Genomic DNA, 12537 nt, shown 5'->3' on the forward strand with positions numbered 1-12537 from the left:
CAGTCACTATTCCAGCAGACAAAATCAAAGACAATAGTGAGGTAAAAGCTAAAGACTCTAAGAACGGTACCGAGAGCAAAGAAAACACTGGTACAACAGGAACTAACCCATCAACCACTCCTGAAACTAAGCCAGCTGCTCCAACCGTCACGCCTCAAGACAATGGTTCTGTTGAGGTAACACCAGCAGACGGTACTGATAGTCTGGAAATCACGTATACGCCAGAAGGTGAAAACAACCCGAAGACCATCACTGTCAAGAAAGGCAATGATGGAAACTGGACTGGTGAAGACACTCCAGAAGGCGTAATCGTTGACGAAACTACTGGTAAAGTCACTATTCCAGCAAACAAAATCAAAGACAATAGTGATGTAAAAGCTAAAGACTCTAAGAACGGTACCGAGAGCGACGAAAAAACTGGTCAAACAGGAACTAACCCAACCGCTCCAGCAACTAAGCCAGCTGCTCCAACTGTCACGCCTAAAGACGATGGTTCCGTTGAGGTAACACCAGCAGCTGATACTGATACTCTGGAAATCACGTATACGCCAGAAGGTGAAAACACCACCCCAACCAAATTCACTGTCAAGAAAGAAAACGGTGAGTGGAAGAAGGGTGACGACGCTCCAGAAGGCGTAACCGTTGATAAAACCACTGGTAAAGTCACTATTCCAGCAGACAAAGTCAAAGACAATAGTGATGTAACCGCTAAAAACTCTAAGAACGGTACCGAGAGCGACAACGCCACTGGTCAAGCCGGAAACAACGACGGAAATTCTGGTTCTGGAACAGGCTCTGGAACAGGTTCTGGTTCTGATTCGGGCAACTCCACGTCTAACAATGGCGGTTCAGCTAGCGGATCTACTACTGGCAGCAGCAGCTCTACAGATTCCGGCGCTCAAGATAGCACCAACGAATCTACTAAGTCCGGCAACGAGGCTCCTGCAAAGCATTCGTCCCAATTAGTAAAGACTGGTGCTGAAGTGGAACGAGTAGGATTGATCAGCGCAATGATTGCTGTACTGGGAGCTGCAGCAGCATTCTTCTCTCGCAAGAAGAATCGCGAGTAAAAAGTTCACCTACAAAATTAAACAAAAGTGAACCAATAATTGAAAATAATTAGAAAAAAGGAGCTGAGCCACAAACCCAGCTCCTTTTTCTATATCCCTGCTCACTTACACATACAAACTTTTGTATTGTGATTCAAAACATATCTTATTTAAGAAGAACCATATTTGAATATATTCAAATAAACGATAATAAAATCAATAAAAAACAATTTTTGACAGAACTGCAATATAAAAATTGTTCTTAAACCACACTTCCCCACATAAACAGCTGGGTGCATTTTTGTGTTATACATCCTGTACACTCGACCTTAGAGCGTTGATATCTTCCCTCAAATAGCCAAAATACGTTCAAAAACCGCACCAAGCCAGCCTAAAGCCACCGCACGCTAAACCTTTAATAATAGCCCTCACTAAGCCTTGCTGCACAAAGGCAAAATTGCACCCACCTATTAAGCCTTTGACATCAATACTATAGTCTCCACAATTAAGTGGAAAGATGTCATCCATCTACTGCCCATATTCAATTAAGCGGTATCGTTAGAGATACCTTAAGCCCACTGTGTTCGCTCCTACTTATCGCAACCGTTCCGTTATGAGATCTAATAATCTGCTGAACAATCAGCAAACCCAAACCATGCCGTTGCTCTGCAGTACTTGTATCGCAAATCATATAGTGCGGTGCATGATTAAGCTTTTCGATTTTTTCATCTGAAACACCTATACCGTTATCTTCAACACAAATAATACAATTATTATTATTTGCAGCAACGGATACATAAATCGTACACCCATTTTCATTATGAGATATGCTGTTCTGAATAAGATTAGATATTGCTCGTTTTAATAAATCTTTGTCTACGCTAATATTGCAAACAGTCAATTTAGCATCCGTTTCCCATTTAATCGAAAACTCATCTTGCATACCCATATTCATAAAATCCACAACAACTTGCCTAACAACAGCAACAACATTTTCTTCTTTTTTCATAATTGGTTGCATATTGTATTCAAGTTTTGAAGCCAGATTAAGGTCATTAATCAAATTCTTCATTCTGGCACTTTGCTTAATAATCATCGTCGCTTTTTTACGATCTTCCTGCGAAATATGTAGAGAATTTTCTAACTGTCCCGCATATCCCATAACCATAGATAATGGCGTACGAATATCATGCGAAACCCCAGCTATCCAATTTGCTCTTGCAGTCTCCCTTTTTCTCAATTGTTCTTTTTGTATTTGCAAAATATCGGAAGCAGAATTTATGTTAGATGAAATTTCTGAAAGCGCTCCTGTTTCTGGAATATGCACGCTTTCTCCACTAGATAAACGTCGTATCCCTTTTGTAATCGGATTAATTGATTTTAGTAGTTTTATATTAGCTATTAAATAAATTCCAAGAATCAGCAAAATGTTGATAAATAATACGCTTAAAACAATCTGCGGAAAATTTGAGATTAAACTGTAGCTCCAACTTGGTCGCGTATGTTTCCAAAAGCTGTTGTGCGGAAATCCAACTACTACAACTCCATCCTTATTTTTGCCAGTGTAAGTTGGATAACCATCAATGTAACCAACGCTCAAATTAGCTATATCAGACAAAGTATAGTCGTTTGGAATACTCGCAGGAACATTTTCTGTTTTCCACACGACTTTCAACGTATTATTATCAATCAGAATTGCCCATGCGCCAGAATTTGTCAATTTGGAAGACATATTTTTGGATAATGCATAATCCCCACTTGCGGATAATTGTAATGCTTCTCCCGTCTCTTTTGCTATGCTATAAGGAGATATCTCTTTATCGGGAGCGTAATTTCCTATAAGTACAATAAACGCAATAATATTCATTAATACTATAAGCACAGAGCTTAGTAGAAAAATACTTATAAAGCGTTGTATTAGTTTTGGTATGCTTTTCATTCTGCTTTACTCCACAATCAGCTTATATCCTAAGCCTTTAACTGTTATTAAAGAAACAGGCTGCGATGGATTGAGTTCTATTTTTTCTCTGATACGACGTATATGTGCCATTAAAGAATTTTCATATCCAAAAGGATTAGCTCCCCATGCAGCTTCACATAACGCGTCAATTGTTACAATGCATCCAGCATTTCTATAAAGTGCAGAAAGTAAATCATATTCTTTGGCTGTGAGTGGAATATGTTCGTTATTTTTTATTACTTGGGCAGAAGAAAAATCAATCTGACTATTTTTCAGTTTAACAATGGGATTTTCGCTCTTGTAGCTTCGTCTTAAAATTGCCATAATGCGAAACGTTAGCTCTTTTGGAAGAAACGGCTTTACAATATAATCGTCTGCTCCTAAGTCAAATCCCTTAAACTTATCTTCATCTTCACCGCAAGCAGTAAGGAATAAGATAGGACAATCACTATATTGTTTTATCTGCTTCATTAACTCAAACCCATTACCGTCGGGGAGCATAACATCAAGGATTGCTAATTCTGGACGTAATTTTTGTGTTGCCTCTACTGCATCTTTTATACTTTTTGCAGTCGTTATATTATAAAAACCATATTCGTTTAATATGGATACAACCATATCTAGAAGTTCCTGCTCATCATCAACAAGTAGCAGATGCTTGTTCAATAAATAATCATTCCGATTCATGGAGAACCCCCTAACATATATTATGCCATGTGAATATTCATTTTTTGACCTCGCATAAAAATGTAAGGTAGATGTAAGGTGAAGAGAATGTTGTAGAAAGGTTGACGCAATATCATAAATCCTGAAAGGAGATATTGCCATGAACAATATTGTTACAACAGAACATTTAACAAAAAAATACAAATCATTTATTGCTGTTAATGATGTTTCACTTCATATTCGCAAAGGTAGCATTTACGGCTTTCTTGGGCCAAATGGAGCTGGAAAATCTACAACAATGAAAATGCTCCTAGGGCTTACGGCTCCAACAAAAGGTGTATTTACAATCGACGGAAAGCAGTTTCCTGCCGATCGCATACCTATTTTGAAAGAAATAGGCTCATTTATTGAATCACCATCTTTCTATGCAAATCTAACAGGTAGAGAAAATCTTGACATTATACGTCGCATTTTAGAACTACCTAAGAGTGCAGTTGATGATGCATTAGAATTAGTGGGTCTTTCTGAGTTTGCAGACCGTCTTGCAAAAAAATATTCGCTTGGCATGAAGCAAAGGCTTGGTCTTGCTGGAGCATTGCTTGGTAGACCACCTATTTTGATTTTAGATGAGCCAACAAATGGACTCGATCCATCTGGCATACACGAAATCCGCAATCTGATTAAGTCGCTGCCAGATCTTTACGATTGCACGATTCTTATTTCTTCTCATATGCTATCCGAAATTGAGCTTATTGCAGATGATATTGGAATACTTAATCACGGACACTTGTTATTTGAAGGTAGTTTAGATGAACTACGACAGCATGCATTACAATCTGGTTTTGCTTCCGACAATTTGGAAGATATGTTCCTATCAATGATTGATGAAGACAATAAGATCAGGAAGCAGAGTGCAAGACTATGAAAACGCTTGTAATCGAACTAAAAAAATGCAAGAGAACTGGCTTTATAGCTCTTATGATTGCTATTGGCGTTATGGGAGCAGCGTACGCTTTTGTGAATTTTATTGTACGAAAAAATACATTATTAAACCTGCCTTTAGCTCCTATGGATATTCTTCTTACACAGCTTTACGGCATGATTATGGTGTTAAACATGTTCGGCATAATAGTCGCAGCATGCATTATCTACAACATGGAATTTAAGGGAAATGCAGTAAAAAAGATGCATATGCTGCCTATGAGTGTTCCTGCTATGTACCTATGCAAATTTATACTGCTGACTGTTCTATTACTAATCGCTATTTGCATACAAAATTTAGCACTTGCAAAAATCGGTGTAACAGATTTGCCACAAGGTACGTTTAATGTAAATACTCTTATATCTTTTGCTGCATATTCATTTATTACGTCAATGCCTGTATTGTCCTTTATGATTTTTGTATCATCACGATTTGAAAACATGTGGGTAACGCTTGGAATTGGTGTAGCAGGATTTTTAAGCGGCATGGCATTGGCTTCTTCAGACATTGTGCTTTTTATGGCATCACCTTTTATAGTTATGCTAAAACCAGCAGTTGCCATGAGCGCGCAACCTAATACTACGGTCGTAATCGTATCCATAGTTGAAACACTTCTGTTTTTATGTTCTGGATTGTGGGCGGCTAAGAACCTGCACTATGAATAAAAACACACACTATAAGTAAAAACTTGCACTATATAACTATGAATAAGGAGATTATGAAAATGAGATTTTTTGAACTTCTTAGAATCGAATTTAAGAAAGTAAAGCGTAGTAAAATTATTCCTTTGATTTTTATTGCGCCATTACTTGTGGTTGGATCTGGTGTAGCAAGCCTTCATAGCTACTTCACTCCAGAATATACACACGCATGGGCTGCTATGTTTATTCAAAGCGCATTAGTCTACTCATATTATCTGCTTCCGCTTAGTATGATTGTTGTTTGCGTGATGATTGCAGGACGAGAAACAAGCAATAACGGAATACTAAAAATGCTGGCACTGCCTGTTAGCAGATACGCGATTTCTGCTGCAAAATTTTGCGTACTGCTATTTTATTTGCTTATGGAAATGGTCGTATTTTTTGCTGTATTCGTTATAGCAGGATTGTTTACAACCAGTAGCACAGGAGTTACAGAAACGCTCCCAATTATGTATCTACTAAAATGGTGTTTAGATCTGTTTTTGACTATGATTCCAAGCGTAATAGTCATGTGGGCGATTACTGTGCTTTTTGAAAAGTCAATGTTATCCGTTGGATTAAATATACTTCTTGTAATTCCTGGCGTATTAATAGCAAATACTCCACTTTGGGTAGTTTATCCTTATTGTTACAGCGGATATATGGTTTCCCACTCTCTACATGCAGTTACATCAACAGGATTAGGAAACGGATTTAATCTTATACCATTTTTGCCATGTGCAATTGCAATATCTGTGTTTGTATTCTTGATTGCAATAACACAATTTGGCAAAAAAGAAATGAGATAACAAGGTATATTAAATAACAATGCAACGAAATAACAAATGCAGACGTGAACCTAAAAACCCGTCTAACACAACACTGTTTGTTTGCATGCTTTGTTTAATAAGATAAGCAATCAGTAAAACAAACACACACCCTTGTCTAAATTGATATGCACCCTCTTTACTGAACAAGACCAGTAAGGAGGGCATTTTTGCGATATAGTTTTAAATTCAAATTGGAAAGTGAATATATAGATTACTAAAACAATTGCAGGATCCAGAAGAAAACAAAATGGATGCATCCCGTAAGGTACAGGATGGCAGCCATTTGTTAACCCCGTGTCAAAACATGTGTCCAGTTTTCTGGGTACATATCAACACAAGCAACTAGAGCACACAACTATGGATTCTACTATCTGGCAATCACTATCTGGCAATCTTCAGATACTCTTCGATTTTGGCATCCAACCACTCTGCCCTACTACCAATCAACCCTACTACCAATATGCCCTACTGCTCTTTGCAATTACTCCAGTGCTATATTCATAAGTATAGGTGTTCTGCATATGAGCATCACTCGGCGACCAGCTTCCATCTGAAGATTTTGAAGCCTTAAACAGAATATAAAGACCACATTTTCCATCCTGAGAGTCCCTGTTATACTGCAGATAAGTAATGTCCGAACGGCTTTCACTCAGAACAAAATACATATCTCCCTTGGCGGTATAACTCTCCTTGAACGTAAATCCTTTCGCCGCAAAATACTTATCAAATATCTTAAGCGCTGCATTTCTTTCCTTCTTTGATTCTAAATCACGCTCAGCGGCATCATGCAAATCGGAATTTTTCTCTGGCTCTTCAACCTTTAATCTTGTATCTTTTAATCTTGTATCTTTCCTGTTATTGCGATCTATTCTGCTATACCACTCAGATTCACTTATTTTTGGATCAGTATCACTTGAATCTTTCATTGGTCGAAGATACTTAAGGAAAAATGGGCCTTCAGACTTATAAAGATAATACTCAAAAGGAGCATACATATCATCCACGTGCTCTGTGTATGTACCATTATCATTTTGTTTCACAGAATATCTGCCAACAATAAACAAAACGTCAAAAAATCCAAGACCTAAGATAATCAATACGCAAAGTAGAACAGATAGATAACGAAGTACAATTCTTATACCTATTTTCCGTATACGCGAAATAAGATAGAGATTATAGAAGACACATACAAGAGCAATCGTAATCATCCAAACAACTGGCATTGCCGCGCATATAACATACGCCCAAGTCTGTAAAAGCCACTGATTTGGAAGACGTACTGCAGTTATTTCAAAGAATGCAGTTAGAATACCACTTAACACAAAAAAGCAACAAAGAATCAGCGAGATTCTACCCTTCCACCGTTGCTTGCCATAGCTAAGAAAAGATTTGTTACAATCTACATTTGCACTACGAAAACGACTGTGTAGATTGCGCTGCCAAATAACACAAATAACCCAAATAAGAGACGCTACAACAAGAAGCAGAATTGCAAAACAATAAGTGATCCATCCAAAAAGCTGTAGCTTATTGGACGCCATAAAAACAGTTCCAATAATCATTAAGATGGAAAAGATTTCCGCACTCGGCTGTAAAACCTTATACTTGGGCAATTCCTTATTTGCACTGTTAAGGTTCTCACATATTTGCTCATGTGATTCACAATATAGTGGATTTTTCTCCTCTCTTGGAGTATGTTCCTGCTTTTCCTTCTCTTTCATCGCTGAATCTGACATTTTTCTGTTCCTACATTCTGTTTCCTATATTGCGCTTACGATTTACAATTGTTCTAATTATTCCAGTCGCTTAGTCTGTTCTCTTCTCACGTAAATAACCGCGAGTATTTGGGCTTCTTTTCTACTCTCATCAACACAACGTTTTCTCACAACACGAAACAATATATAACTTACAACAAATATATTTTTTCTTTATCAACACATATTTGCGAAGTACGATTGTAAATTTGAGTTATATTCTCCATTTTTTCCACAAACACTTTTGTTTCCGGATCACGCAAAACAGAAAACTCCTTCACTGCTTTTGCTACCATTGCATTAGCATTTTCATGTAATCCGTTTCCTTTATCTTGTAAAAACTCATCAACAGAACCATCTTTAACTAAAGGAATACCACCAATTAGCTTACCAACAGCCGTACCAGCAGTACCCATAGCTTTCACAACGTTGACTCCCACTTCCGAATTACCAAGTTTTTCTAAATATAAAGAGCTTTTTTCAAATTTCTCACAGTAGTCATCAGATAATTTCTTTATCTCATTTTCTGCATTACTAATGTACTCTTCCGAAAAATTACCACTTAACATTATTTCCATCAAAGATGATAGAGAGAAAATATACAACGACAATCTGTAATACTTAAACTTTTTCCCTAAATCAGACAACGTCGAATTTACGTTACTTTTATACACAATAAACTTCTTTAACAGAAGAATATCAGTAATCTTTTTCTGATAAGCAATAATGTTCTTTCTAGCACGATTCTTAATATCGATAACAAGCTTATGATTATTCGTAACAGAAATTTCATTATCCCAACTGCACTTATAAGTAGAAGCAATCCCCATCAATGACTCAACATCTGCCTCAATCTGTGACTCATTCTCAACTTCCATAAAGGTAAGTATCTTTTCCTGCGTCTCTTTAATCTTTTTCATATCTTTTTCAATAGAATAAATAGCCACAGCCATCATTAAAAGAGCAGGATTAAACGGAAGTGCTGTTTTCATAGAACCTTGCAAAGACTCCATCTTTGAAATCTGCATCATTCTAGAGCCACCATCAGCTTTTCTTAAAGATCCCCATAGATTCCCATTTTTTGCGTATTTTAGAGTATCACCTGCAGCTTTATTAGCAATCTTATAAAGACCATCCGTAGGAATGGTTATTGTTTGAGTAACTGTATTACATGCAGGAATTAATGACGATAAACCAGATCCGAAATTCAATAATTCAGATACGGGAACACTTAATACTTTATTGTTGTTATTAGTAAAATCTTTAACATCAACAAGAAGTTTTTCAGTAAAATCTACTAATTCATTTTCACTGTTACTTACAGAAAGCTCACTACTGTTACTCATAAGAACAATACTATCTGAAATAGTATCTGAAAGAAAATTATACTTCTAGTTTCCTACTCTCTTAAATACTATGAAACTTTACAAACAATATTATCGATATTAAATCCAACGGAAAGCTACCTTGACATTTACTCTCGAAAAGATTATCCTATATGTAAAGCTAACTTTCCATTAGAAAGGAGAATGTAATGTGAAAAATAGACTTGAACAAATTAGAAAAGAAAAAGGCATAACCCAAGAAGAACTTGCTGATGCACTCGAAGTATCAAGACAAACAGTCGGTTCTCTGGAAAATGGAAGATACAACCCGTCAATCATATTGGCATACAAAATTGCTAAGTACTTTAATTTAACAATCGAAGAAATATTTATCTACGAGGAAGATAAAAAATGAAAAACAAAAAAACCCAGAATTTTTGGTACATAGGTTATGTAATAGGTATTTGCGGATTGATTCTTGCACTGGCTCTTAAACTGAACGAATCCGCAGAAATTGCATTGTCGGTTGTTTTTGTTGCGATTATCTCACTTTCACACGTAAAAATCATGCACTATAAGATGATCGAAAAAGACCACAACTACAAAATAAATGTGAACGATGAAAGAAACGAGAAAATCAAAGATAAAGTAAATGCAACAATGGCATTCATACTGATGCACCTAATGGGAATAATTGCCATAATTGCATTTATAACAAAAGCATATTTACCAGCTGCTCTTTTAGCTATTTCAGTCGCCTTTTCTCCATTAATCATGTTTTTTATCAACAAATATTATGAGAAAAAATATTAAAGCCAGACCCACCCACCCATTTACTACTTATTACGAAGCTTACCAACTTTCATAAATTCCTTATCTCCAATACGGAACTTTTTACTATTAAACGCCACTCCCATAATTCTGCTAATAATATACTCATCAGTTATAAGCACGAAATACTGCTTATCTTTTTTATCCACCAAATAATACTGATCAGCCCCAAGAGTGGAAACAGCCTTACTGAAATCATATATGCCAAACAATGGCAATCCTCCAAGGAGAGTAGAAAACCATCCAACAAAATTATCCACCATTTTCTCAGATGAACTGCTATAAGTCTTAACAACAGTTAGCATATTGATTTCTGAGTCAGGATATTCATCTAATACAATCTGCTCTTTAACTTTCGACTTCTTAAAACCGCTCAACCTACCGTCGAAACCATATTTATTGAGATTAATAGGCTTCTTAGTAATAGAAAAATCAACGCTATTGTTCTCATCCAAAAGATAATCAACACTCACGCTTAGAGCAGATGCAATAAATTTCAGATTCTCGATATCCGGCAAACCCCGATTCGTTTCCCATTTTGCTACAGCAGCACGAGATACCATCAATAATTCCGAAAGCTCCTCCTGCGTCAACCCAGCTTCCAGACGAGCCTTTCTAATTTTTTCCCCCAAAGATATAACACTACTCATAACACAACTCCTTTCAAATCACTTATTACACATCATGAAATTACTTGACGGAAACCAAATTAGTATTGAAACATTTGATTTATATACCGCCTAATTACAAACTAACAAATAATTTGCAACGGAAAAAGAAACAAGATGAAACACTATAGTTACCAACTGTAACAGCATAATAAATCAAATAAATGAGTGCACCTTTTAACGATAGAAGCGAGATATCGCAAAAGGTTTAAGATTGGCTTAATAGCTTGATTTTGAATACGAAGATACAACGATGTGAAGTCATAATCTGAATAGTAGTTAAACTTTTGCTTGCATATGCTTGCATATGCTTGCAACTATTTTGTAAAATGAGAGCAGAAAGGACGCAAACACAATGACAAACACAAACGCTGTATATGCAAGAATCGATACAAATCTTAAAGAAAACGCTGAAAGCATATTGAACCAGCTTGGCATAACACCATCTTCAGCAATCCAAATGCTATACAGCCAAATCGTTTTACAAAAAGGCATGCCCTTTGAACTCCGCTTGCCAACTAATACGCCTACTGCTTTAGGCAGCTTAACAAGAGCCGAACTGGATGCAGAATTACAAAAAGGCTTAGACTCTCTAAAATCTGGCAAACAATATAGTGCAGATGAAGTAGACCAATTCTTCGCTAAGGAATACGGCGTATGAGCACAACCTATAGCGTCATTTATTCTCCACAAGCGTTCCTGGATCTCACTGGGCTATACGAATACATTCGCTTTAATTTACAAGTTCCTAAAACGGCTGAAAAACAAGTCAACCGCATTAAGCATGCTATACGTTCTCTTAACACTATGCCTATGCGCTATCCTCTTGTAGCGTGGGAACCGTGGTTATCTATGGAAATACGAAGAGTTCCAGTCGACAACTACACTGTTTTCTACCAAGTAGACAAAAACCAAATGACTGTAACAGTTATTCGCATATTCTACTCAGGCAGAAATATAGAAAACATTGTTAACGACCCAAACAATTAATGCGCGATTTGGGATAGAAAAGTACTGGTAGTATATTTACACTTTTTGAGTGCACACTATGGGATAGTGGGTGCATCTTTTAACGATAGAAAAAGCTATCGTTAAAAAGTTTGAGATTGGCTTAATAGCTTGATTCTTGAGTGCAAAATATTACTATTTCTTCTTATAACCTATAGCAACATTACCTGCTTTATCAATACCTGGTACTTTAAGAACATTAGAGCTTGGCTTGTTTTTTAAATCAAATTTACCAACTAAAAATAGAGCTTTATACCCTGAACTAGGCAAATTAAACTGTGAGTCAACTAATTTGATGGGCTTATCTCCAAGAGTAACTTTAGACAAATCATAGTGAGAATCAAGAATGTCTCACGACACAAAGAGATACAACTCATCCTTATTCATATAGTTTTCTGGTATACGAAACTCTTCTTGAGACACCGCTACTGTTTCCCAATGATACGACGCAAGCGCCGCCTTCTCATCATCGTCGGAACATCCAGCAAGAGAAAAGAGAGAGCCTAGCAGCAAAAGCATAACAAGACAACTTTGAAAAATGGTTTTACCAAAAATAGTTTTACTTCTCATAACACTACTAGCCTCCTTTTCGTTAACACCACTTTGTATCAAATGATCATAAAACAGACTATTAAGCAAACAAGATCTACAATTCACTCTGATTACTGTAATAATCTTAATAAATATCCTATTTTTTTTTATTAATTTGTCTAGACTATCAACACTAATTTCTTCATTTACTAGCAAACTATACTCTTTCATAAACAGCAAGATTCACGAAACA

12 protein-coding genes and 2 pseudogenes are annotated in these 12537 nt (G+C 36.5%); 8 read left to right on the top strand and 6 right to left on the bottom strand.

Annotated features, from left to right (window positions below; translation table 11 throughout):
• Positions 1 to 1070 (top strand): annotated as a pseudogene (locus QP420_RS03855) (Rib/alpha-like domain-containing protein); the annotation flags it as partial.
• Positions 1071 to 1590: 520 nt separating this feature from the next.
• Here the strand turns inward: QP420_RS03855 and QP420_RS03860 are convergent.
• Together QP420_RS03860 and QP420_RS03865 are read right to left on the bottom strand one after the other, a co-directional pair.
• A complete protein-coding gene (locus QP420_RS03860) occupies positions 1591 to 2988 on the bottom strand; it encodes a sensor histidine kinase (RefSeq protein ID WP_481616599.1) in 1398 nt (465 codons plus the stop codon).
• 6 nt (positions 2989 to 2994) lie between these two features.
• On the bottom strand, positions 2995 to 3696 hold the full coding sequence (locus QP420_RS03865; protein WP_020973693.1) for a response regulator transcription factor: 702 nt from the start codon (positions 3694 to 3696) through the stop codon (positions 2995 to 2997).
• 139 nt (positions 3697 to 3835) lie between these two features.
• Between QP420_RS03865 and QP420_RS03870 the strand changes: the two genes are divergently transcribed.
• From QP420_RS03870 to QP420_RS03880, 3 genes are read left to right on the top strand one after another with little or no spacing between them, the layout of a single operon-like run.
• Complete coding sequence (locus QP420_RS03870; RefSeq protein WP_004129738.1) at positions 3836 to 4600, top strand: ABC transporter ATP-binding protein; 765 nt, start codon at positions 3836 to 3838, stop codon at positions 4598 to 4600.
• Entirely contained in the window at positions 4597 to 5322 is a 726-nt protein-coding gene (locus QP420_RS03875; protein WP_016784736.1) for an ABC transporter permease, read from the top strand. The genes QP420_RS03870 and QP420_RS03875 overlap by 4 nt, the downstream gene beginning before the upstream one ends.
• Positions 5323 to 5381: 59 nt before the next feature.
• A complete protein-coding gene (locus QP420_RS03880; RefSeq protein ID WP_415688703.1) occupies positions 5382 to 6146 on the top strand; it encodes an ABC transporter permease in 765 nt (254 codons plus the stop codon).
• A gap of 473 nt (positions 6147 to 6619) precedes the next feature.
• Here QP420_RS03880 and QP420_RS03885 read toward each other — a convergent pair whose 3' ends face one another.
• Entirely contained in the window at positions 6620 to 7903 is a 1284-nt protein-coding gene (locus QP420_RS03885) for an MATE family efflux transporter (RefSeq protein ID WP_415688702.1), read from the bottom strand.
• A 170-nt stretch (positions 7904 to 8073) separates the two neighbouring features.
• Positions 8074 to 9267, bottom strand: coding sequence for a hypothetical protein (locus QP420_RS03890; RefSeq protein ID WP_481616600.1), 1194 nt, complete (start codon positions 9265 to 9267; stop codon positions 8074 to 8076).
• A gap of 190 nt (positions 9268 to 9457) precedes the next feature.
• Between QP420_RS03890 and QP420_RS03895 the strand changes: the two genes are divergently transcribed.
• Complete coding sequence (locus QP420_RS03895; RefSeq protein WP_004113289.1) at positions 9458 to 9661, top strand: helix-turn-helix transcriptional regulator; 204 nt, start codon at positions 9458 to 9460, stop codon at positions 9659 to 9661.
• Positions 9658 to 10059 (top strand): DUF2178 domain-containing protein, encoded by a 402-nt coding sequence (locus QP420_RS03900; protein ID WP_060786513.1) that lies wholly within the window; start codon positions 9658 to 9660, stop codon positions 10057 to 10059. The genes QP420_RS03895 and QP420_RS03900 overlap by 4 nt, the downstream gene beginning before the upstream one ends.
• A gap of 23 nt (positions 10060 to 10082) precedes the next feature.
• Here the strand turns inward: QP420_RS03900 and QP420_RS03905 are convergent, their stop codons facing one another.
• Positions 10083 to 10727, bottom strand: a complete 645-nt coding sequence (locus QP420_RS03905) for a helix-turn-helix domain-containing protein (protein WP_481616601.1) — start codon at positions 10725 to 10727, stop codon at positions 10083 to 10085.
• 373 nt (positions 10728 to 11100) lie between these two features.
• Here QP420_RS03905 and QP420_RS03910 point away from each other — a divergent pair, with 373 nt between their 5' ends.
• Both QP420_RS03910 and QP420_RS03915 read left to right on the top strand, forming a co-directional pair.
• Complete coding sequence (locus tag QP420_RS03910; RefSeq protein ID WP_415688699.1) at positions 11101 to 11406, top strand: type II toxin-antitoxin system RelB/DinJ family antitoxin; 306 nt, start codon at positions 11101 to 11103, stop codon at positions 11404 to 11406.
• Entirely contained in the window at positions 11403 to 11735 is a 333-nt protein-coding gene (locus QP420_RS03915; protein WP_415688698.1) for a type II toxin-antitoxin system RelE/ParE family toxin, read from the top strand. Before QP420_RS03910 ends, QP420_RS03915 begins: the two co-directional genes overlap by 4 nt.
• A 153-nt stretch (positions 11736 to 11888) precedes the next feature.
• Here QP420_RS03915 and QP420_RS03920 read toward each other — a convergent pair.
• A pseudogene (locus tag QP420_RS03920) lies at positions 11889 to 12323 on the bottom strand (hypothetical protein).
• Between the last annotated feature and the right edge of the window lie 214 nt (positions 12324 to 12537).

Source organism: Bifidobacterium sp. UMB1197 (assembly GCF_030217745.1).
GTDB lineage: Bacteria > Actinomycetota > Actinomycetes > Actinomycetales > Bifidobacteriaceae > Bifidobacterium > Bifidobacterium vaginale_B.